Origin of the sequence: Oceanibaculum pacificum, from assembly GCF_001618175.1 — a bacterium.
GTDB lineage: Bacteria > Pseudomonadota > Alphaproteobacteria > Oceanibaculales > Oceanibaculaceae > Oceanibaculum > Oceanibaculum pacificum.
Map to the genome: position 1 here is coordinate 1 of NZ_LPXN01000128.1, position 21,978 is coordinate 21,978.

General features: G+C 34.8%; 32 protein-coding genes. 10 read left to right on the top strand and 22 right to left on the bottom strand.

Going from position 1 to position 21,978, the window contains the following annotated elements; genetic code table 11:
• The 10 genes from AUP43_RS19290 to AUP43_RS18735 form a co-directional block, all read left to right on the top strand.
• Positions 1 to 712 (top strand): hypothetical protein (locus tag AUP43_RS19290; protein ID WP_198154911.1); only part of this gene is annotated, 712 nt, incomplete at its 5' end.
• A 57-nt stretch (positions 713 to 769) separates the two neighbouring features.
• The gene (locus tag AUP43_RS19705) at positions 770 to 889 is read left to right on the top strand and encodes a DUF7186 family protein (protein ID WP_425337477.1); all 120 of its coding nucleotides are present in this window, start codon (positions 770 to 772) and stop codon (positions 887 to 889) included.
• The gene (locus tag AUP43_RS13405; protein WP_036851133.1) at positions 889 to 1,197 is read left to right on the top strand and encodes a DUF3310 domain-containing protein; all 309 of its coding nucleotides are present in this window, start codon (positions 889 to 891) and stop codon (positions 1,195 to 1,197) included. Before AUP43_RS19705 ends, AUP43_RS13405 begins: the two co-directional genes overlap by 1 nt.
• Positions 1,198 to 1,523: 326 nt before the next feature.
• On the top strand, positions 1,524 to 1,778 hold the full coding sequence (locus AUP43_RS13410) for a hypothetical protein (RefSeq protein WP_036851135.1): 255 nt from the start codon (positions 1,524 to 1,526) through the stop codon (positions 1,776 to 1,778).
• Between the two features lie 168 nt (positions 1,779 to 1,946).
• Positions 1,947 to 2,138: a hypothetical protein gene (locus AUP43_RS19065; protein WP_068505922.1), complete on the top strand. Its 192-nt coding sequence runs from the start codon at positions 1,947 to 1,949 to the stop codon at positions 2,136 to 2,138.
• Positions 2,139 to 2,193: 55 nt separating this feature from the next.
• Complete coding sequence (locus AUP43_RS19070) at positions 2,194 to 2,388, top strand: hypothetical protein (protein WP_036853165.1); 195 nt, start codon at positions 2,194 to 2,196, stop codon at positions 2,386 to 2,388.
• A 1-nt stretch (position 2,389) separates the two neighbouring features.
• Positions 2,390 to 2,737 carry a DUF7339 family protein gene (locus AUP43_RS13415; protein ID WP_036853164.1) on the top strand — a complete coding sequence of 116 codons (348 nt, stop codon included), beginning with the start codon at positions 2,390 to 2,392 and terminating at the stop codon, positions 2,735 to 2,737.
• 23 nt (positions 2,738 to 2,760) lie between these two features.
• Complete coding sequence (locus tag AUP43_RS19710) at positions 2,761 to 2,913, top strand: DUF7228 family protein (protein WP_432759057.1); 153 nt, start codon at positions 2,761 to 2,763, stop codon at positions 2,911 to 2,913.
• Positions 2,910 to 3,179 (top strand): hypothetical protein, encoded by a 270-nt coding sequence (locus AUP43_RS13420; RefSeq protein WP_036853163.1) that lies wholly within the window; start codon positions 2,910 to 2,912, stop codon positions 3,177 to 3,179. The genes AUP43_RS19710 and AUP43_RS13420 overlap by 4 nt, the downstream gene beginning before the upstream one ends.
• A 60-nt stretch (positions 3,180 to 3,239) precedes the next feature.
• Positions 3,240 to 3,431, top strand: coding sequence for a hypothetical protein (locus tag AUP43_RS18735; protein WP_036853162.1), 192 nt, complete (start codon positions 3,240 to 3,242; stop codon positions 3,429 to 3,431).
• Between the two features lie 134 nt (positions 3,432 to 3,565).
• On the opposite strand, the gene AUP43_RS13425 is transcribed toward AUP43_RS18735, so the two are convergent.
• The 22 genes from AUP43_RS13425 to AUP43_RS13525 all read right to left on the bottom strand — a co-directional run bounded on the left by AUP43_RS13425 (position 3,566) and on the right by AUP43_RS13525 (position 21,790).
• A complete protein-coding gene (locus AUP43_RS13425) occupies positions 3,566 to 4,327 on the bottom strand; it encodes a peptidoglycan recognition protein family protein (protein WP_036853161.1) in 762 nt (253 codons plus the stop codon).
• Complete coding sequence (locus AUP43_RS13430; RefSeq protein ID WP_036853160.1) at positions 4,324 to 4,677, bottom strand: hypothetical protein; 354 nt, start codon at positions 4,675 to 4,677, stop codon at positions 4,324 to 4,326. The genes AUP43_RS13425 and AUP43_RS13430 overlap by 4 nt, the downstream gene beginning before the upstream one ends.
• A gap of 21 nt (positions 4,678 to 4,698) precedes the next feature.
• A complete protein-coding gene (locus AUP43_RS13435) occupies positions 4,699 to 5,559 on the bottom strand; it encodes a hypothetical protein (RefSeq protein ID WP_067558031.1) in 861 nt (286 codons plus the stop codon).
• On the bottom strand, positions 5,549 to 5,842 hold the full coding sequence (locus AUP43_RS13440) for a hypothetical protein (RefSeq protein WP_036853158.1): 294 nt from the start codon (positions 5,840 to 5,842) through the stop codon (positions 5,549 to 5,551). Before AUP43_RS13440 ends, AUP43_RS13435 begins: the two co-directional genes overlap by 11 nt.
• Entirely contained in the window at positions 5,832 to 6,959 is a 1,128-nt protein-coding gene (locus AUP43_RS13445; protein WP_036853157.1) for a hypothetical protein, read from the bottom strand. Before AUP43_RS13445 ends, AUP43_RS13440 begins: the two co-directional genes overlap by 11 nt.
• Positions 6,959 to 7,855: a phage distal tail protein domain-containing protein gene (locus AUP43_RS13450; RefSeq protein WP_036853156.1), complete on the bottom strand. Its 897-nt coding sequence runs from the start codon at positions 7,853 to 7,855 to the stop codon at positions 6,959 to 6,961. Before AUP43_RS13450 ends, AUP43_RS13445 begins: the two co-directional genes overlap by 1 nt.
• Positions 7,855 to 10,725, bottom strand: a complete 2,871-nt coding sequence (locus AUP43_RS13455; protein ID WP_067558036.1) for a tape measure protein — start codon at positions 10,723 to 10,725, stop codon at positions 7,855 to 7,857. Before AUP43_RS13455 ends, AUP43_RS13450 begins: the two co-directional genes overlap by 1 nt.
• Positions 10,725 to 11,237 (bottom strand): hypothetical protein, encoded by a 513-nt coding sequence (locus AUP43_RS13460; protein WP_036853154.1) that lies wholly within the window; start codon positions 11,235 to 11,237, stop codon positions 10,725 to 10,727. The genes AUP43_RS13455 and AUP43_RS13460 overlap by 1 nt, the downstream gene beginning before the upstream one ends.
• A 19-nt stretch (positions 11,238 to 11,256) precedes the next feature.
• Positions 11,257 to 11,532, bottom strand: coding sequence for a hypothetical protein (locus AUP43_RS13465; protein ID WP_015979526.1), 276 nt, complete (start codon positions 11,530 to 11,532; stop codon positions 11,257 to 11,259).
• Between the two features lie 37 nt (positions 11,533 to 11,569).
• Entirely contained in the window at positions 11,570 to 12,475 is a 906-nt protein-coding gene (locus AUP43_RS13470) for a phage tail tube protein (protein ID WP_036853153.1), read from the bottom strand.
• 107 nt (positions 12,476 to 12,582) lie between these two features.
• On the bottom strand, positions 12,583 to 14,952 hold the full coding sequence (locus tag AUP43_RS19075; RefSeq protein WP_052080622.1) for an SGNH/GDSL hydrolase family protein: 2,370 nt from the start codon (positions 14,950 to 14,952) through the stop codon (positions 12,583 to 12,585).
• Positions 14,953 to 15,008: 56 nt separating this feature from the next.
• Positions 15,009 to 15,374 carry a hypothetical protein gene (locus AUP43_RS13475; protein WP_036853152.1) on the bottom strand — a complete coding sequence of 122 codons (366 nt, stop codon included), beginning with the start codon at positions 15,372 to 15,374 and terminating at the stop codon, positions 15,009 to 15,011.
• Positions 15,365 to 15,703 carry a hypothetical protein gene (locus AUP43_RS19455; RefSeq protein ID WP_036853151.1) on the bottom strand — a complete coding sequence of 113 codons (339 nt, stop codon included), beginning with the start codon at positions 15,701 to 15,703 and terminating at the stop codon, positions 15,365 to 15,367. Before AUP43_RS19455 ends, AUP43_RS13475 begins: the two co-directional genes overlap by 10 nt.
• On the bottom strand, positions 15,693 to 16,007 hold the full coding sequence (locus AUP43_RS13485; protein ID WP_036853150.1) for a hypothetical protein: 315 nt from the start codon (positions 16,005 to 16,007) through the stop codon (positions 15,693 to 15,695). The genes AUP43_RS19455 and AUP43_RS13485 overlap by 11 nt, the downstream gene beginning before the upstream one ends.
• The gene (locus tag AUP43_RS13490) at positions 16,007 to 16,270 is read right to left on the bottom strand and encodes a hypothetical protein (protein WP_002820020.1); all 264 of its coding nucleotides are present in this window, start codon (positions 16,268 to 16,270) and stop codon (positions 16,007 to 16,009) included. Before AUP43_RS13490 ends, AUP43_RS13485 begins: the two co-directional genes overlap by 1 nt.
• A 20-nt stretch (positions 16,271 to 16,290) precedes the next feature.
• On the bottom strand, positions 16,291 to 17,472 hold the full coding sequence (locus tag AUP43_RS13495; protein ID WP_036853149.1) for a hypothetical protein: 1,182 nt from the start codon (positions 17,470 to 17,472) through the stop codon (positions 16,291 to 16,293).
• On the bottom strand, positions 17,465 to 18,001 hold the full coding sequence (locus AUP43_RS13500; protein ID WP_036853148.1) for an HK97 family phage prohead protease: 537 nt from the start codon (positions 17,999 to 18,001) through the stop codon (positions 17,465 to 17,467). The genes AUP43_RS13495 and AUP43_RS13500 overlap by 8 nt, the downstream gene beginning before the upstream one ends.
• Positions 17,982 to 19,118, bottom strand: a complete 1,137-nt coding sequence (locus AUP43_RS13505; RefSeq protein WP_036853147.1) for a phage portal family protein — start codon at positions 19,116 to 19,118, stop codon at positions 17,982 to 17,984. The genes AUP43_RS13500 and AUP43_RS13505 overlap by 20 nt, the downstream gene beginning before the upstream one ends.
• 12 nt (positions 19,119 to 19,130) lie before the next feature.
• A complete protein-coding gene (locus AUP43_RS13510) occupies positions 19,131 to 19,415 on the bottom strand; it encodes an HNH endonuclease (protein ID WP_036853146.1) in 285 nt (94 codons plus the stop codon).
• Positions 19,405 to 21,027: a terminase TerL endonuclease subunit gene (locus AUP43_RS13515; protein WP_043008791.1), complete on the bottom strand. Its 1,623-nt coding sequence runs from the start codon at positions 21,025 to 21,027 to the stop codon at positions 19,405 to 19,407. The genes AUP43_RS13510 and AUP43_RS13515 overlap by 11 nt, the downstream gene beginning before the upstream one ends.
• A gap of 11 nt (positions 21,028 to 21,038) precedes the next feature.
• The gene (locus AUP43_RS13520; protein WP_036853254.1) at positions 21,039 to 21,269 is read right to left on the bottom strand and encodes a hypothetical protein; all 231 of its coding nucleotides are present in this window, start codon (positions 21,267 to 21,269) and stop codon (positions 21,039 to 21,041) included.
• Complete coding sequence (locus tag AUP43_RS13525) at positions 21,266 to 21,790, bottom strand: bacteriophage terminase small subunit (RefSeq protein ID WP_036853255.1); 525 nt, start codon at positions 21,788 to 21,790, stop codon at positions 21,266 to 21,268. Before AUP43_RS13525 ends, AUP43_RS13520 begins: the two co-directional genes overlap by 4 nt.
• Between the last annotated feature and the right edge of the window lie 188 nt (positions 21,791 to 21,978).

The window sequence follows — 21,978 nt, forward strand, 5'->3', positions numbered from 1 at the left end:
TTTAAATGGCTTAGAAGTATATTATAACGACTTAGACAAGGATATAACCAACGCTTTTGAACGAGTTATCTCTCAAGACCGTGAGTGGATTAAAAGCCTTATTGTTTCACGTACAGAGTTTACCGAGATTAAGGAGAAAGAAAACAAGACAACAGATGACTTTTTGAAGTTGCTGATTAACTCTTTCGGTAATAAAAAGAGAGATTATTTATATTCTAAAGAAATTTCAGATTTAAAATATAATCTAGCTAAAGAAATAATTGAAAAGCATGACGTTTTTAGTGGTTATAAACAGACCAAAACATATAAGAGATCGATTGAAAAGTACAAACAATTTCAACAAATTCAACGACTTCAACAACTTGAACGACTTGAACAACTTCAACGAATTCAACAACTTCAAAAATTAAATAAAATAAAAGCTACAAGCAAAAGTTATCACGCTTTTAGTGATGTTTCTGGAGCTATTCTATATCTTGACCCACCTTATGAAGAAAGTCACCAAAAAGGTTATATTAATCAATTCGATAGTCAAGAATTTTATGACTGGGCATTTGTAATGGCTAAAAATAACATCGTGATAATTTCAAGTTATTCAATTTCAGATGAACGCTTTGAAGCTGTATATTCTTTTGACAAAGCGCGCAGCACTCTCCAAAGTGGAAGAAGCAAAAAAGAAAATGAGAAATTATTTATGGTTAAAAACAGTTAATATTTGATAAAGTAAAAGCAATTTGATAGAATAGAGTTATAAATAGAGGAGAACAAAATGAAAGATACAGTAAAAACTTTAATGATGGTTGCAGGTGTCGGCTTTACACTTATCGCTATCACTTGGATAGGTATGCTTGCGACGTTGCTTATTGCATGGATTGGGGGTAACATCTAATGAATTATGGTACAAATAAGCACTATGCCAATGAATACGGTATGGAACTTAACGAATACTTTAAACATCATTTTAACTATGAAGAGCTTGCAGGCTGGTATACAATGCAGGTATTAAAGTATCTAGTGAGAGCTGGCAAGAAAGAGGGTGAAAGCTACGACAAAGACCGTAACAAGGCTTTAGACTATGCAGGAGAACTTGCTAACTTAAGTAACGAGAATAAGCTTACAGAATACACTGCTGACGACATTATGAGCTTTGCACAAGATATAGCTGATGATTTCAAACAATGGAAAGGCGAAGAATAATTGAAAATAAAGTTTATGCTTGACAGTGTGAACTTTTTTTGATATTATAGTCTTATAGAAATTAAGGAGATACAAATGAAAAATACAATGTTAAATTGATGAACAACAAAAAAGGATATTTAAACTCTTTTAAAAACGAGCTAGGGAATAAGTTTCTCTTCCTAGGGTTTAAAGAAGAAAGAAATAACTTTAAATCAGAGTTCACGAAAGAAGAGATAAAAGCGATTGATGAAAGATACTTGGAATTTATTGAAGAGGTCTAAAGTTAATTCTTGACAAATATAAAGTAATTTGATAATATTGTTTTATAGAAAGGGGATTAAACAATGGCAACACAAAAAGCTATAAAGGTCGTAGCTTATAACCCTACAACGGAAGAAGAACTACACTTCAGCTGTAAGGCTCAATGTGCTAAGTATTTTGGTCTTAAAACTAATACAGTCATCAGGTGGCTTGATAATGGTAGACCTGTAATTGAACTGCTGATAGACCTAGATAGAAATCAAGTAGAAATTGAAAAACAAAGCAAACTAAATGGCTTTGAATTATTTACGATTAAGGAGTGGTTAGATTATGTGTAAGAAACGCAAATACACAAAAATGGGTGCTTTATATTCAATAGCAAATGCACAGCATAATAAAAAGAAAGCTGATAAGATACCAGTAAGAGCTTATTACTGCAAGTGGTGCAATTCATATCACTTATCAAGTCAGCAAAGACTAAATATTAAGACAGGAGTAATTGGATAATGAATAATGAATTTACATATTATAAAGTAGAATGGTTAGAAAAAGATATAACAGGTTTTTACAACGTTAAAAATAAAAAATATTATACAAAGAGAGAAGCGTTTGATTTTAAGTATTTTGTAGAAAAATCTGATATAGCTTCTAATTGTTTAGTTAAAAAAATAACTGAAATTACTGAAGTTATCGCTTGACAATTTAAAAGAAGTTTAATATAATAGTATATATAAAAAATTAAGGAGAATTAAGATGATTAAATTATTTAACAAGAAGCCTAAAGATAAATATAAGAGAGCTGTAGCTTTTAGTTTGAAAGGTTTAGGTAAACAAATTAGTGCTTTAGAAAATAAAGGTTTTGAACGTGTGGGAGATATTCAAACAATTGTAATGAACGGAACAAGTTCAGGTTATGAGCAACTAATGGTTAAGAAAGTAGATAAATAAAATGACAAATGAAGAATTATATGAAAGAATTACTAGCGTACTAGAGGAACAAGGTATCGCAATGAATCAATTTGAGTTAAAAGTTAAATCTGAAACAGGTAAATATCCTAACCTAAGAATAACTAAATCACGCTTGAGCTTGCCAAATACCGTAGCATTCCCTTATCTTACTATGTTTTTAAATGATGATGAAATGCACGAGCTTACACTTAAAAAAATTGATAGCGTAGGAGATAACGGAGAAGCGTTTGACTTACTAGATGAGATATTGTCTAGTTTAGAACCAAGCAAAGAATATCTATATAAGCAACGATTGAAGCGTAAAATGCAAAGGGAGGCAATGAGATAATATTACACAAGTACACAAGGAAGATTAATAGTTCAAAATATCCACGGTCAACAGCTAGAAAGATCGCTAATGACTTGAACAAGAATGACCCTTTTAATAATTATCTAGTGAGCCTTGAGCTTGGCTCTAAAAGGTATATTATTGAAAAATTTGAAATTAGAGGTATGAATAGATGAAACGTTTTTACGTAGAGGAAGACGACAATGGCAAAGAGATTAAGCGAAAACTTACAACTTTTGCTAATGATGATTTAACACAGCTTTCAGATGATGAGCTAGAAACATTATATTATGAATCATCTGCTCAATTTTTAGCTAAAGCAATGCACTTTATGAAGATTGAGAACGAACTATTTTCAAGAAAGAATGTAATTGTAAGTGATGAAATTCTAATAAATGTCGGCAATAATATTATTGAAGCTATCAATCAGGTAAGCAATTGATGCGCAAAAAGGAGAGCAATTATCTTTATTTTAACAGACGACACAACTAGAAGTATCGTATTGATTCAAAAGGCTCATAAAAGGGCAGATAAGGGCTTTAATGATATTGTGGCACAATTATATGAACAAGAGCTTAAAACGCAAGAGAAAGCAAAATATGAGCATATAAGGCAAGCTAAGGAGAAATCACTTGAAGAACAACGAATTAGTGAAAAAAATCAACGAAGAGTTGAAGCTGAAAAACAAGCCTAAGTTGACAGAATCGCAAGAGAACACGATGAGGAAACTTAACGATCTAATAATAGAGGAAGTCAACATGTTAGTGAAAAAGATGAAATGATACCGAACAAAGAAAGCCCCACAATTAAGTGAGGGCCTTTTTCGTATTATTTTTTAGCAATGATTGGTTTGTCGATTCCGTTAGCTTGCATGAAACGAATATCAATAGGCGAACCTTTCCAATCGAAGTTTTTAAGGTCTTTGCCAGTTGTTTCTTTATAAGTTTTACGAACAATTGCCAATTGGTCTGGGTGTGATAGAGCGATAACTTTTTCGCCATTAAAGTAGTAAGTTGTTTTATCGCCATTTGTATATGTAAATTTCATTAAATCGTCGTCCTCTAATTCTGTATTTGTTTGTGTATTGTTTACTGCGACTGTGCCACTAGTTTGTCCTGTAAGGCGCTTGTTTAGTTCTGTGATAAAGTATGAGCGACAACTCTCTAACGTGCCTCCGTGTACTTCTACTGAACGTCTAGGGCATGAAGTTGCTGAAAGTTCTTGATGTAGTTTAACAGTATCACGATTAGGAGTTAACCCCCATTGTTTCATGTACTTAGCCACGTCATCTAGTACCGCTTGCTCATTTCTCAAGAACTGGTTTAAATCGCCCTCTGATTGGCATACTTCCCAGCTTGCATAGTTAGCATTACCGTACGAGTTGGCACAATGCCATGCCATATTAGAGAAATCAGAAGCTTGTAATCTTCCGTCAGAAGCAATGTAGACATGAGCAAAGCCATTTTCAGGGTTATGATTAGGTAACCAGTTGTTGTAGAAGCCAGCGTTAGCACCATTCGAACCAGCGTCATTGTGAATTACAACCCCAGTAGGGTTATAACCACGTACACCAGCATTAGTTATATTCATTCTTTTTTATCCTCCGTTTGTTCTTCTTCTACTTCTGGAACACTTACACCGTTCTTTTTCATAAGTTTAACCAAACCGTCGAACATAGGACTGATTTTTGCGACCAAATAAATAAATTGCCCTACAAAGTACAATAAACCTACGTCAATCACAGTTTTGGCAATATCAGAAGTTGAGGGAGTTTGTGTAAAGAAGAAGACCGCATATAAAACCCACAGGGATAAAATAACCGTTAAGTCAATCACAAGTCTACGTTTGAAAGGTGGGTTCATTGCTTCTCTATCTTTTACCCATGTAGCGAAAAGAATCGCTAAAATTAAGATAGTTATTAAAATCATTCTAGTTACCATTTTGTTTCGCTTTCTATTTTGTTATTTAATGAAGTAACTTCCGTTACCACGTGTTGCAATAGGTGTTTTACCAATATCTGGTCCCCACCAAGTAATACTACCGTTTGTGTCTATGTCAATATGGAAAGAAGTCTCATGTCCAGCAAAATGACCAACAATACTTTGAACAACAGCTGGACGAAATTCTTTATCTACCCATGGTCCAGACATTTTAATGCCAGCTTTTGTAGTTGATACACTACCAAAGAGTCTAACAATTACTAAATCATCGTTCTTTTTAGTGAATTGCAACTGCATACCATTTCCAGTTTGAATTGTCAACATTTGAGTTGGAACATCGATTGTACCTCTAAGTGATATATCATTTGCATTGATTGAACCTTTAAGCGATAAATTATTTGCATTGATTGAATCTTTAAGTGATAAATCGTTTGCAGAAATACTATCTAAAGTACTAGCCTGAAGAATTGGCTTAATGCTTGTTACACCAGTTCCTGAAGTCGTAACAACATCAAAACAAACTTTCAAAACGCCAGAACCGTTGTTTATATCAACACCGTTACTATTATTTGATGTTTCTGCTGATAAACTTACAGGGTTTGCTGTTTGCGTTAAGTCAATATTTGCATGGATATAATTAACTGCATTACCTTTTAAGGCAACAGTTTCATTCAATAGTTCAAAATACCTCCCGCCTGCAACGATTGATGTGTTAACATATTGCACGTTAAGGGCTGTATTTAATGGACTTTTCCAATCTTTGCGCCTAATTGTTCTATAGCCCATTCCAGTCAACATCATGTATAGTTTTCCGTCATTATTAGAACCGACTGGAAACTCTGTACCATTTGGACTGAAAAACGTGAAGTTTTTAATTGTCATTTTTAACCTTTCTTGAAATTATTTCCGCTTTATCTAAAACTGGGTTATCAGTAATTGATAGCTCTAACAATCTAAATTTTCTACCGCCATAAGGATAACCACCAATTGATACAAATTGTCCGACTTCATACAAGAGCGTGGTCTCGATTCTAAGCGTGTTTTTACTATTATAGTACACTTTACCTTGCAATAGTTCTAAGTGGTCTTTACGAAGCTCTCTATGCCCTTTAAAGCTATCTATTCTATATTTGTCGCCATAAGTAGCTACATACTCATATAACATTCGGTTTGTCTCCACTTCCTACAAAAATAAGTCTATCATTGAACTCTGTTTTAACTCTATCTGCTATATATCCTGAATATAGCTTGCCCTCGTACCAAATATCTACTAAGTCATTAACATACAAAGGAAAAAGTTCATTTTGATTAAAGAATAACCTTGTGACGATTGTAGAGGGAGAAATTTCAACCTTAATAGTAGACAACTCAGGAGGGTTTCCGTGGTCATCTCTATCATAAAACAATGTTTTGGTTGTCCTTACATCTGGCAAGTCTGTTCCGTCTCCATGATAAGTGCTATAATCAATGACATCTCCGTTATTTTTTGCTGTGTACATTTTAGGAGGGTCTGTGTAGTCATCTGTTGCTTTATTTTTAACGAACACAACAGCAAAATTATAAGCTGAACGTTCTACTATTGTTTCCGTGTCCATTGTCACACTTTGCTTAATATCTACCCTTGTCGTGATTCTTTTTCTATTCCAGTTTCTTGAAGCAAAGTTAATGAATAACAAGTTTCTAGGGTCTGTTTCAGATGGAGCGTGTTGAATGGTTGTAGTTGGTTGAAATTGAACCTTGGAAAATATCCTTTTTGCTACATCATGAGCTGATGAAGTTTCCGCTTTACGATTAATCGTAGCCTTTCCAGCAAAGATACTTGAATCAAAGAAATAACCATAACTCATTAAATTATTTTTATTAGGGTCAATTAAATAATTAATTATACCAGAGTTTGTCTTTTTGGCTATTGCGTTTGGAACGTCAAGACTTTCAATCATTGCCCAAAAGTAGTTTTTTAACGTAGCTTTATTACTTTCGTCTACATCGGTCACAAGGTAAACCATATCTAAATTCAGTTTTTTCCTCTTACCTAGAGCTTCTTCAATTGGAACAACTTCAGGAAAAAGTACTTGAACAATATCGCCAACTTCTACCGAAACGGTCAATGTAGCTGATGAAGTGTAAAGATAGCCTGTTTCCCACAGTTCGTAATCAATAACTTGACATCTTGCCTTTGGTATTGGAAGGCCTCTTTTTTCTTTTTTACCATTAGGCATTCTGAAATCAGATATATTGTAATAGTTAGGGTTAAAGTTATCATAAACGTTAGCTTCTAACATTAAATAAAGTCCGCCTTTCTCTTGATTTTAAGCTCTGCCTTACTTAAATTAACTAGCTCCATTTGACCTTTTTCAATTATACGAGTTCTGTATCGCTCAAAGTTCATTACAGGGAATAAGTTTAGTACAGTTGTACCCTTCCAGCCTTGATAAAATTCGTCATTTACATCTGTATTAATTAAAATATAATCTTGTACCTGTTCCGTCTTAAACACAATTGCAGTATATTCGTTTCCAACATCGTCTAAAAATCTAACTCCAGCAGGTGTTTTAGGAAGTTTCGGATATAATACCCCCATAAAACTAAATATTTTTTCTTTTATTTCCCAACGGCTTAAACGGCCTATGTCACTTTCCCCATAATAAGTGTAAGAGGTTCCTTCGATATACTTATAGTCTCCTGGTGCGGTTCCTCCATAAATTTTAGACTTACCAGAAAGAACTTTACCATTTTCAATCATGTCAAAAGTTAAATTTTCGTAAGTATACCACTTTGTAACTACATCGAAAGTTATCTTTTCGCTGAAAGTTCCGTTCTTACCGTAACCCTCTGTCTTTGTGACATCTGCTAAAGCTAAATCAGCATACACCTGAAAAATTTCTGTTTGATATTCAAGTGTAACGAATTTTTTGCTAAGAATATCGTTTACGAAGTCTTTCATTAATTGATAATTTTCTTCTAAACTTTCTCCAAACGTTTCTAGCTTAAACTCTATTTGTGGTTGAGTAATTGAGCGTTTTCCCATTATTCCAATACCATTACTTTGCCAGATGTTATTAGTTGATTGTAACCCTAAATTAGAGGGCTGGTAAAATCTAACTTTTCCATTTGTAACGTCCCAAACTTTGTCGTCTGTTCCGTCTAAGTTAGTATGTATTTTATACTGTCTTACCATTAAGCCCTCCCTAGTTCAAATTCTCGTCTGATTGCACGCGCTAAGTTAGAAACATCTTGACCAGCACCGCCTTGCACGTTAAATGTGTTATATGTTCTATTGTCGCTTGATACACTGTTAGTGCTTAAACCGTAACCGCTAGAAGATAAATTGACATCTGTTAAGCCTACTACCATAGAACCTTTGAATAGTCCGCCAACTTTACTTGCAACCCAATCAATTGAACCTTTGATATTTTTAATTGTATCTGTTACACCTCCAAGAACGCTGTCTATTGTATCTTTGACTCCTCCAAATATTCCGCTAAAGAAGTCGCCAATGCCCTTAAATACTCCTGTTATTGCATCCCAAGCATTTGAAGCAAATTTACCAAAAGCCTCGAATACTCCGCTAACTATATCTTTAGCACCGTCAAACGCTCCCTTAAAGAAATCAGCTACTCCGTTAAATACACCTGAAATTGCATCCCAAGCTTTTGAAGCAAAGCCACCAAGAGCGCTAAACACTCCGCTAACGACACTGCGAACAGAATTGAATATGCCACTAAAGAAGCCTGAAACTGCATTCCATACGCCAACCAGTATATCCCAAGCTGAACCAGCAAAGCTACCTATGGCGCTAAATACTGTTGAAACTATTGAACTAACTGCGTTAAATATTACACCAAAGAAACCTGATATGCCGTTCCACGCTCCGATAACTAATTGGTAAGCACCGCGAATAATAGCCAATATAAGTTGGAATGCTAAATTAATTACTGATCCAACTAACCCAAATATAGATTGAAAGAAACTAATTAAAGGTTGGAAAGTTGTAACAAACCAGTTATAAGCACCTGTCACTAAAGAAGCAATGGTTGTAAATACAGTTGTAACAACATTTACTATTCCGTCCCATAGCCCTGTGAAGAACCCTGTAACTCCTGCCCATGCTGTTTGAATACCAGTAACAACAGTTGTCCATAAAGTAGTAAAGAATGTTGTTATTCCGTTCCAAATATTTTGAACACCTTGTACAATTCCACTGAACCAATCGACTAAGCCTTGCCAAATGCCTTTAGCTCCGTCAACTGCTCCGTTCCATATATCAGCAAACCATTGACCAATACCGCTAAAGAATGAAACTATTCCGTCCCATGCACTCTTTAAGAAGTCTACGAAACTACCCCAAACCTTTTTACCTGTTTCGGTTTGAGTGAAGAAGTAAACTAAACCAGCAACAATGGCTGCGATTGCTATGCCAAGAGCCACGAATGGATTCATAGCCATTACAGCATTGAAAGCTCCTTGTATAATTGTACCAGCTTCAACAACCTTATTATATATCTCGACAGCCTTAATGATTCCATCAATAACTTTCAAAGCAACGAATACACTAGCCAAAGCAGCTAAAGCTACTTTTAAAGTATCTATTGCGCTTTTACTTTCACTAATTTTTTGCAGAAAATCAGCTATTTTTTTCGTGACTTCTGAAAATTTACCAGCAAATACAGCTATGCTTTTTGCTACGTTATCTATACTTGTTGCGTTTTTTGTTGTTTCTGTATTTATTCCAATAAATGAATTTATGACATTCCCTATAATAGAAACTATGGAACCAAATGCACTTTTTATGCTATCCCAAGCCTCTAAAAATGCTAAAGTGGCTGCATTTTCTTGCAGTTTTTGAAACAAGTCTTGGAAATACTTAACTACATTTGTTACAGCTTTACCAGCACTTTCGCCCCAGTCAGACATCTGGTCTATTAAGCCACTAATGATAGGTGTTAAAGCGTTCAAAGTAGGCACTAAAGCAATTGACATTGTTTCGTTGAAGCTGTCCCACGCGTCCCCAATAGTTTTGATTCCACCGCCCGAACCTTTAGCCATTTTTTCCATAGCCTTGTTGAGCATATCCATCGAAACAGCGCCTTTTGAAACAGCGTCATTAAAAGAACCGTATTGCTGTAATGAGGGGTTCATTTTCATAACAGTGTCTTTTAAAGAAGAACCAAGAGCTGTGTTGTTATCGGTTAATTGTCCAATATTTTCAGCCGTAACTTTACCAGCTGCCGACATTTGACCGTAAGACTGAACTACACCTTTAAGGTTTTCGCCAGTACCACCAAATGCTTGGTTAGCTTTTACTAATGCTTCTGTTTTACTGACCGCTTTTTTAGCGCTATCGCCTAAACCAATGAACGTTGTTGAAAGTTTTAAAGTATCTTCGGTATTTGCATTTGTATCTTTAGCAAGATTCTGCATAGATTTGCTTACATAGTCAAAGTCTTTTCCATTGCCTTTGAACTTCATTGTATTTTGCAATGAAATCATGGCTTTTTGAGTATCCATTGCGTTAGATACCCAGTCTTTTAAGCCGTTACCGACAGCACTAACAGCACTTGCACCGATTTGTCTGAATGCACCAACAGCAATCTCTCTAAGACCGCTAAAGCGTGACTTCATGCCCTCAATTCCGCTATTAACGCCTTTAGTATCCATTTTAGCGTCAATGTTCCAAGAGCCTGAACTAATAGCACCCTCGACTTGCTTAATTTCGCCCTCTAGCCTATTAGCTTGTGTTTCTACTGTACCTAAATCTCTAGTAAGTTGTAGCCATTTCTTTTGACCTGCTGACGTCCCTTTGTCAACCGTAGAAAGTTCTTCTTTTAATTTTGTTGCTTTGTCACGTGATAAGCCCAACTGCGTTTGTAAGTTCTTCTGCAATTGCGCCATTTTCCCGGTATTTGTGGGGTCAAGTTTTAGAGCTTCACGTAAGTTTTTAGCTTCTCCTCTAAGCCCTGACATTGCGGTATTAACGCCTTTAAGTGAGTTCTCGAATTTCGTTGTATTACCGTATATCTCGACCTCAAATGTTGCATTACTTGCCATTACATACCCTTTCTTTTACGCCTTTTCTCTTTTTCTTTTTCCTCTTTCTTTTTCTCTGCAATAAGTTCGATTATTTTATAAACAAGTTCTAGTTCCATTTCCATGAACTGTGTTATATCAATTTCATTATTGCCCAAAACAGTCAAAAGTTCTAAAGTTTTATTTTCCCTTACAGTATCTTTCTTTTTCTTAATCAATGAACTAGAAGAAAAGAAGACTGTATCGTCTTCCGTTTCCTCTTTTTCTTTAATAAAAACAGTTTTACAGAAGATATTGATTAACTCGTTAGTTGTAGGAAGCTCTGTTTTATCATCTAAGGCGTTTTGCATTCCTCCGTTACAATCTACCCAAAGTATCAATAACTTGTCTGTAAAGCTCTCCATTTGCTCTGTAAAGTCATCAGGAATATATCCAGCGACAAAAGAATTTTGTAGGTCTGCAAAGTCTTTTAAATCTGTAATAAAGTCTGAACCAGTTAGTTCTAAGTATCTAATTGCATGTTTTAAAATCATTTACAGTCCTTTCAGCTCATTAAATTTCTTTCTGCCATAATTCGACAAGTTCTTTAAGCCCTTTACCGTCAGTATCGAACTCGAAGCTAGAACGGAAGTCAGAGAAGTCACTTTTAGCTTTTACAATGTTATCTTGAAAAAGAGCCAAGTATAGACCATATTGAACGAACTCCATTAGGTCAGTAATTTCTCCGTCTTCTTTTTTAAGTTCTGTATCCATTGCCTTTTGTTGTTGGAAAAGGTCTTTACCTGTAATCATTTTAAATTTACGTGCTGTACTCAATTGTTTTGCCATTTTATTTTATATTCCTTTACTTAATCTATTTTTAGTCTTATGAATGGTCAGTTACTGAAACTCCTGCGGTAACATCTTTATAACCCTCAGCGGAGAACTTTACGTTATAGGCACCTGGAGCAAGTTGTCCGTTTGTTGCTACTTTTCCATTTGCGTCATTAATCACTGATGTTACTTTTACAGTTCCACCATTAGAATCTTTCAAAGTGGCAGGCACTACGATTCTTCCGTCATTATGACCCTTTGTAGCAGTAGTCACATTAGGAATAACAGGAGCTACGAGTGTAATTCCACCAGCTAGAACTGTATCAGGTTGCATAATGAATAAACCACTTTCCATTTTCTTGACGAAATCTTTTGCTTGTTCTCCCCAAATTTCGTACTCAATAGCAGGGACTTTTTTACCGCCATTCAAATAAATATCTGACTCAGTCGCTTGTACTGCCAAAGTCCATTGGATAGGGTCTACACCGTCAACTGAATCTGTTTCTGATTCTTTTGTTGCTTCTGCTGTTGGTCTCAAATTTGGATAAACGACTACGCGATAACCGTCAACAAATTCCCCTGTAACTTTATCACGCTTACGCCCTTTAATAAGGTATTGAACACATTTCGTTTTCCAATTACCAGTAGGAGACCAACCCAAGCCATTTTCTGTTCTTTGTTGACCTAAAATGTCTTCTTTAAGCGATTGGTCTGTTTGAATGAATACCATTTCGCCTTGAAGTAAGGTAGCACCTTTTTTCACTCCATGGTCTGGCACGTCATCAGCTGGATAGCTGTTAGTCTCCGCTTGGTCTTCCATTGCGCCAACTGATACTAAACCAGTTACAATTTTATGGTTAGTAAACTCTGGTTTTCCGTTACTTCCCTTGGCCATATCAGCTACGATTAGAGCTTCATTACCAAAGAAAATCTCACGTGAGTTATAATCTAATTTCATTTTTTATTTTCCTTTTTATTTTTTTATGCAGTACGTTTCCAATAATATATTGTCGTTGAACCAATTACTGCTGAACCGATATTTTCCCATGCAATCCTAAATATATATTAATCAATATCAATATTCCACATGCAAACAGGATATATTAAATCTTGTAACTGTGACATAATTTGAGCCATTGAGTATTTGTTAGGGTGTATCGATCCATAAGTAACGCCATCTGAATTTAAAGCTGACCATGTTTTTATAGACATATCATTATGTGCGTAAGTTCTCGCTGTAAAATCAGCAAACGCACACTCGTATTTACGACATAATTCTTGTATTATAGGTCTAACATTTTGAAACCACTCTACATAGGTTCTCCCAGTATTATAAACTGTTCCAACTGTTGGCAAAGTGATGATAATAGCCAAATCTTTTACGGTTTTATTATAAGCTGGTCTACCATTAACACTTGTATTTCCTCTTATTCTTTTCAATCCTTCTTCCATATTTGTTTTAAATAAGTTTAATCTTTGTTCTAGTGTTAACCCAGCGAACTTCGTATGGTTTTTATCAGCGTCATTCATTCCCCATCCAATTATTAAAAGGTCTGGGTTATGTTCCATCGATGTTTGTAAAAAACCATTAGGGTATTTTTGTAAATAGTAAGGCAAAGCATAAGTTGGGTTTCCTACCCATTCATTCGTATTTCTACCACCAAAACCATTGTTTAGTATTGATAATTTTTTTAAATCATAATTCCCTGCCTTCATTATTTTTTTAAGTGCATAATCTTTCATGCCAAAAAAAGTATCTTGAACCGATGATAGTGGAGCGTAACCAGCAGTTATACTATCTCCGTCTAATGCTATTGATATATTATTTACACCGTCATAAATTTTCTCATACCAATGCTCTAAATATTCATGTCCCCAAATAGGTGTAACTGGATATTTGTAATAATCAAACGCAGTAGTAGTTGTTGTAACAGTGTCATTACTTACTGACGGGGTATAATTTACCATTTTTTGAAAACTATCTAAATTACTCGGTACGTTGTTAGTGGATGAAGTGTAATTTAAAACTTGCATGTCTGCTAATATCATGTCAATATCAGATTGTGTAAGAGGTTTTAATCTAACATACCCTTGAATAGCATATATTCCATTTGCGTTTATATTTTTTTCGTTTGTAACAGTAACACTCTCACATTTCAAAGTATTGCTATTAAATTTAACTAATTCTAATCTTAAATATTTTGAGTTAGTATATTTTAAAATAGAACCCTTATTTAATGTCATTTTTTGAGTTGAAAAGTATGTCTTGTTAATATCTTTTGAAGCACTACCAACACTATATTTTCCATATGTTACAGTCAAGTCAATATCAACTAACATTCTATCTTTGAGAAATTTTAATTCATCTTCAATAATGTCTATTTTGTCTGTAGTTGAAATATATGATGTAAAAATAAAATTTGATTTTGTCGTTGCAACATCTTCTCCCATTTTTCCAAAACCAGTTTTGGCAGTTTGAAAAGCAATTTTGCCAATATGCTTTATACTCATTCCATTTTTTACTTCGCCATAGCGTAAAAAAGCACCATTTTTATCATATAAAAAATATTTATAAAGTGTATAATTAGTTGGATTTTTAATATTTAATTCAACAGTACCGCTAATATCAAACTTTACAGTTCTATTCATAGACTCATTAATAACTGTTTCGCCATTATTATCATTATATTTACCAACTTCCCAAGCAACATTTAAAGTTGTTGGTGTTAAACTGTTCGCTTGTGCTTCGGTAGCCTTTGCCATTGCATTTTTGGCTTCACTTTCAGCTTGTTTTGCTGTTTCTTGAGCAGTTGTTACATTTTGATTTGTGATTAATAAATCTGATTGTTCAGCTTTTGTTGAAATTGCAATCCCTTGCCTGCTGACATCAGCTTGTAAGTTGTTCAAGTCTGTTTGATTGGCTTTAAGCTCAATATTGCTCTTGTTTGATTCAGTTTGAGCATGTAAGTCATTCAACTCACTACGCATTACTTGTGGCATATTTTCCAATAATAATTTTGTAAAATCATCAATCTTATTATTTACTTCTTGAGCTAAATCTGTAACCGTAGAATTATCTGATATAAACGTAAGGTTCTTGCTGACGATAACCTGCTCTTTATCTTCATTGAGAAGTATTAAGTTCGCTTCAATAACTCCAGTTTCTGTCATTTCGGTAGGAATTACTAAAATAAACTCTCCCTTAGTTAAGTTTTCAGGAGGAATCATAACAAAACCTGAATTACTGCTATTAGTATATTGATATGTAAGTTTTAATGAATGGCCAGTCAAATCAATTTCGCCTCCATTATCAAGTATTTTAATTGACAATGTTCTAGCGTTGACGTCGCCTTGCATTATTTGAATTGGTTGTGGGAAGCCTTTATTGACCGTATCCCATACAATCGCTCTATTTTTAAAATTATCTAAACTCATTAAAAAATACCATTATTGTTAATTTCAATCAAATGTAATTAAACCACTTTCTACTTTTATAATTTCATTGAATTAGCATAAATAGCGCCTTTTTTCAATGTTGTTTTAACGTCTTGCATACCTTTTTTATTTCTTAAAAAGTACATACCATGATAACCGCTAGTATAATTAGCTCTAGTACCTGCGTCAATAACTATTTTATCGCCTTTTTTAACTTGTTTTAAGTTACTTGATAATTGACCAGTATTTTGGTATCTAGCATAAGTATAGGTGTGACCATGACTTCTAATTAATCTAGTTCTTCGGCTTGCACTATTCGCTTTAGCTTTAAATTCTGCTTCAAACCAGTCGCCCATGCGTTCTGTTACTTTAGTTTGCATTTCTTTAGCTATGCTTGCTGTATTAAGTAAATTCATTGCCATGCTTGACCACCTGCACCACAAGGCAAATAAACAGTACCAGTATAATTGTACAAATGGCTATTCTCTGACCAGTTCGTCATATTCCAACCGTTTTGTAAAACATTTCCGACTAGTTCTACAAGTTCATCGTCAACATCTTTAACAGATAAAACAACTTGATAATAGTAACCCATGACAAAGCTCGTATTATCCATTTTAATGACCTTTGAGTCACTAAGTGATAAATATACCGTCTTGTCTTCTATCGTGTCCTTAACACCTAAAATAACGTCATTTAGAGGCATTGTAAGCAAATTGTTGTACCAATCTATATAAGAATCAAATTCCATTGCTTACTACCCCCTCTAAAATCATCTTGTTATTCTTAGGGTTTCTTTCCCATGTTGTACGCTTGAAAGTTTCGCCTTTTTCGTCCAAGAAATAGTTGAAAATCAAGTCTTCCATTTCTCCGATTCCGTTAAGCTCGTATCTTACGTTTTTACCTAGCCCAATCATAGAAAACTCATCAAGCCTTGTCTGACTAATTCTCTGTTTAACTGCTGGTAAAACGATAGGCTTTATAACATTAGCTTCTGCACCGTTCTTCTTCTTAACAGTCGTTTCTACCTGTAATGTAACTTGTGAGAATATCATTAAATACCTCCATAATACATTAACTCTTGCAAAGAAGCCAAACGTTTCATTTCAGCATTTCGCCATTGTTCTGCTGGTTCATCAACAATATTAAGCCGACAATAACAAGAAATAAAGTCTTTAACTAATACGCTTGTTTCGTCAGCTTTAATACCATTTTTTTCTAGCAATTTAATAGCTATTGAACGGAATAAGATAAGTTTACTATCATAAGCTGTTACTAAAATCGGAATACCACAATAGACCTTAATATAATCTATCATTTACTTCCTCCATTTTATTCTTATGCTACTGTAATTACTGCACCAGCGTTATAAGTTTCAACATGACCGCTTGTTAGTGTTTCTACCAAAATCATGTTGCTGTTAGTTTTCCATTCAAAGGCATCAACTTTTGTAAGGTCTTGCATGTCAATGTGATACTTTTGGTCTACCAATACAGTAGGTTTGAGTGCTTTTGAACCTGTATAGACAATAATTTCATCTACTCCAACTTCAGAGGCAATTTCAGCGTCATCATTTTTAATACGAACGTGAGCATTTGCAGTTGCTTGACGTAACTCATCTAACAAGGCTTTACGGTCTTCTGCTTTAACAATCAAATAACGACGTCCAGCAGTAGGGCGAACAAAGTCAACCGCTTCTTCAATAGCGTCAGCAAATGGAGTTTTGCCAGCTGATTTGGCTTTTGTAGTAATCTTTTTGATTTTTTTGACGTCTGCTTCTTTTTCAATTGATTTAAAACCGTTTGTTCCGTCACCCTCAATAAGCGCAAGGTCAACAATTTTATTAACAATAGCTTGTGTAAGTTCCGCTACAATCAAGTTGTAAAGTTCAGAATATGACATTTGAAGTCGTTTAACACGTTCAGCAAGTGATTGCAATTTATAAACCATTACAGGTTCAAGAGTATCAATAGTGAGAGCTGCAGCCTGTTCTACTTTTTGTTGTCCGTCTTTGTGGAGATTTGCTTCATTAGCTGAATCAAATGAGCGTGATACGAGCAAAGCGCCGACATTTGTAACACGGAATACTTTGAACACTGGGTTAGTATTTAACAAAACTGTGTTGATTGAATCAACCAATTTACGTGGAAGCTCAAAAGTTTTATCTGTGATAGTTACACCATTTTCAGCAAGTTTTGCGCTCCAAGCGTTTTTAATTTCTGATTTTCCAGAGTTCTTTTTCAATACATCAAAAAATTCTGTTACAGCGTTTTGTGATTCAATAAAGTTTGTCATTTTATCTTTTCCTTTTGGTTTTTCTTCCTGTGCGTTAAGTTCATTCTCAATTTTGATAATTTCAATTGAATTTTCTGAAAGTGTTTTTTCCAATTCTTGTACTTTTGGCAAGTCTTCAATTGCATTTTTTACTTCAAAGCCACTAATTTGAGATTTTAAAGATACGTTATTTTCTTTAAGTTCTGCCAAGCGGTTCTGTTTTTCGATTAAATCAGGTTTATTCATATTTCTTTTTAATATCCTCAATTTCTTTCAAAGCGTTACGGCTTTCAATAATTTTGTTACGTTCTTCTGTGAGTTCTTCGCCCAATGCATTTTGAATAAACTTTGCGTTAGGGTCAGCTGGTACTGAAACAAGAGAAATCTCTTTAAACTGTGCTTTATTTACAACTAGAGCATCATTTTCATTAAACTCATAATCTGTAATGTAATAGGCAATTGATAGTGAATCAAACGCTCCATTTTCCACAGCTTTGTTAATGTTTGGTGCATTGTCGTAAAGCGTAAAGTCAGTCAGGTATTTATTAGAAGCTAAGTCATAATAAACTTTCGCGTCCCCAATTACTTCACTAGATCCAGCTCCGTGTTCATATAGCAATGGATATCGTTCTCTAGCAAACTCAATGCAGTTAGGGGTCAAGATAATACCGTTACGATTCTCTACGCCAACTTCTGAACCAATGCCTTGGAACGACTTAGAACCGTCCTCGTTTTCAGTTACTTTAATTTCAGCACTATTGGTTATTAGTTTCATCTGTGCTTGTTACGTCCTTTCTATTGCCTTGTAAATCACTTAGGTTTTTAACAGCAACTGCGTTAAGGTTTGTGACATAAATATCTCCGCCCTCGATTGGTTGCTCGCCCATTTTAACAAGAAGTTGATTCTGTGTAAAAATAGGAGCGTTGATATTTTCGTGATACAAGTCAATTAATTCTTTCAAAGTTGCAAACTTGAATAGCTGGTTATCTACGATTATGCGTTCATAATATAAATTATCCTTAACTACTCGTCTGCGGTTTGTTGAAATCAGTTTATAAGTCAGTTCCTTTTCAAGTTGAATCAGTAAAGGAATGATAGTAGAGTTATAAAAATAAATTTGTTGTTCTTGCGTAGCAGTACCAAGCAAAATATTTTCATTCATAAAGTAGCCTGTCAAAAGTTCCGATTTAATAAGGTCAATTTCATCTTTGTTTAAAACGGAATAATCTTTTTTAAGTTCTACAATTTCCGTCTTGTTATCAACTGGTGTCAAACCATTGTAACTCGAACCCTCTTGCATGTTCTTTATTGTTGTTAAGGCTTTTTCTCGATACTCTTGCGTATTATCAATATCAAGAAAGGCATTAATTTTCAACAAGCCACGCAATTTACCTTGTTCCAGCTTAGTTTGAATACTAGCTAGAGCATTATCTAAAATACTTGTATCCTCATTGATATAAAAAGGACTGATAAGCCTTACTAATTCTTCAGGTTTATATTCTTTTTTATCGTTAGCAAATAGTAGGTCTAATAGATCTCCTGTTTCACTATCAAATATAGGGTACAGGTCAACATAGCGCGTGCATAGCAACTTTTTAATTACTTTCTGCCAAAACTCCATGCTATTGTGTTCGCCCTTAGAACTCCAGTTTAGAACCTCGTCTAAGTCAGAACCTGCCATACTAATCAAAGTATCAGAACCAACATCAGACTTTTTATATTTAACATGATTAAATTCTACTTTTGTTATTTCATTAGCGATTTTATTATGAATGTTAGTCACAAAGGCACTTGTATATTCTACCGCTTCGTTTTGCCACGCTGTAACTCTTTGAGTATCATTGTTTAGCTTTCCACGTGAAAATGATACCACTTTTCCGAATAAGTTCAATTTTTCCCCTTTCTACCATAAACTCACACCTTTCCCACGTTTATACTCGCTTGTCTTCTTGTTATGGCAAGACTTACAAAGGAGTTGTAGGTTATCAGGGTTCAGCGCTATTTTCCAATCATCAAGATTTTCCCAAGTTAGTTCTATAATATGGTCTACTTCGTATTTTTTAGCACCGAATGCGCCACATCTTACGCAAGTCATCTTATCACGTTGTCTTACATAATCACGGACAGCCAACCATTCTTTTTTATTATACCAACCACTTTCTCGAACTGTGTCAACATTATACTTCATCTGACACCGCCATTTCTAAAGCCATTGTCAAAGCAACAGTAGGGTCAATTTTATCTTTTTCAAGTTTTTTAGTATACATATAGTCCCCATTTTGTCCGATTTTAACAGCAGTATTATTTAAAGCCCACTGCATGACTTTTTGGTTATGGATAAGTTTATTTTCCGCTAACTTAGATTTTAATAGCTTGATATAGTCACTCATTGAGAAACCTTGTCGAATTGCTCTTTGGTTGTCTCCATCTTTGTCAAAGAAATAACGCTCAATCAGCCCTTTTAAAATTTCATAGCGAGCTGGGTCGTATCCGACTTTTCTAAGTCTGCACCCTGTTTTGGTTCTAAAGTCATTAATATGCGGTATTAAGTCGTTCACATTGATGTATTCCGTATCAAGTAAGATTAGTTCGCCTCTGTCAACGAATTCAGTCCATAACTCTTGTTGTTCTGTGTCCAGTTGCTCATATTGAGACCGTACAGAGAAAGTTAGCGTATGGCTGTAAGTTTTACCCTCTAACTCACAAACGAACGATACAGCGGTTAAATCGCCAATTAAGGATAGGTCAATTCCGACATAAGTTCTATTTTTATTAAATACAGATAAATTAAAGTCTGTTAGTTTAGTGTCTTGCGGAGTGAAGTAGTAAGCTGTATCCTGCATAGGTAAGCCCATATTAAACGCTAAGAACTTATTCTGTAACGCTGGGTCTCCTTGCGCAAGCTCGTACTCCTCAATAACTCCTGACCACTTAGGAACATTGCCAATAAGTGGTAAAGCCATAGTCCAATTCTTTTTATCTTTGACCTGCTCATGATTTTCTAGCATGTAAAGCAAGCCGAATGACCTATCATTGTAAAATTCTTCTTCTGATTTGAATCGTTCAACAAGTTTATCATAAAGTCCGTCGCGTTTAAGTCCGCCAGAAGTGATGTAAATACTTTGCCAGTTATCTTGTTTTTGACGTGAACCTTTATTAACTGACTCTGTTATATCCTCGCCATAGGTATGGACTTCATCAAATATATTAAGGGAACTGTTACCACCTTGCGCTCGTAAAGTATCATTTGTTTGCTTTTTAAAAGTGGTTTTGAAAGACGTAAATTCTAGCCCTTGTTTTGTACTCTTGAAAATCTTGTTTTCATTGTACACTCTTAATGTATCACTTGCTTCCGTTTGATTCCTAACTTGGTCAAATACGTGTCTAGCCTGTGTATTATCGTATGCAATAACTAGACTTTCTCCGCCATATTGTCCGCCTAAAATCATCCAGTTAAGCACGCGCGTAGCCATTAAACTAGACTTACCTGATCCACGGCCTAAATTAAGAAAAATCTCATTAATTAGGTTGACTTGAACACCTTTTTCATCAACCATATCATAGCCTAACATTAACTCATACCACCATTTTTGTGTTGGAAGTAGCTCAATTTTCATCAGGTTACCAGTAGTCAGGTAGAAGTTGTCTTCTATCCATTCAATAGCTTGCGTAACACGGTCATAGCGATAAATATATTTGTTATGAATACGTATTTGCTTCTGAATAGTCTTGCGAATGTACTTATTAATAATAATGCCGTTTTCTTTGTTGTATTCCAACATTTTATTTAAATAATACATTCATTCCCTTTCTATTCAAATACTGATTGCAAATATTCATCTGAATATGGACACCAACCTTCGTCATCAGTCATTTCTTTTTTAAGTTGTTTCCAGTTTGAAAACTGACCAATAATAGAATCGTTGTCTCCACACGTCTCACAATAATCTTCAACTTCTTCTAATTCTTTTTCTGAAGTATTTTCTGACATCAGATAAAGTCCTCCGCCCAAATGGTCTTCAACTACCCAATATTTTTTCATTCAAACCCCTCTGGGACTTTGATTTCTGGCGTTTTATACTTACTTAGCTTATAGTCGTCAAGTTCTTCAATTTTAGCTTTAAGGTCATGAGCACTTGATTCTTCCTGTTGCAATCTCCGCCATTCAGTAGGGTTATAAAGTTCAGGGTTTCCAGCCTTAGCAACCATCATTGCTACCAAGCTATCTTTATCAAGTTCTTTCTCTTTAACCTTTACTTTTTCAACGTTTCCGTCAGCGTCATATATTGTTTCTGTTTCTTTTAGCGTTCTGACTGTCAGTTTGCTCGCTAAGGCACTTTCGGCTAGTTCTAATAGATTTCCCCTAGCAATGCTTTTAGCTTCGTCATACGCCTTTATATTGTCATCTCGCCACTTTCTAAAAGTTTTAGCCGAACAATGCAAACTGGTGTAGATTTCTCTGTCATTACAGCCTGATTCAATTTTATCAATGATTTGGCTAAAAAGCGGTTCTTCATACATCTTAGGTAAAATTGTGGGTCTGCCACCTTTTTGTGTTTGCATATTATCCTTTCTTTTAAATGTGGTTATATCGTTTAAAGCCTATATTTTCGTTCCTGTGAGCGTTAAGTTAATTAGACTTAAATTATATCGTAATGATATAAACACGCTCATACGAGCCAAAATATTAGCATATAGCCATATAATTTCCTTTTTATTTGAGATTTAGCGAGATTTAGCGAGATTTAGCG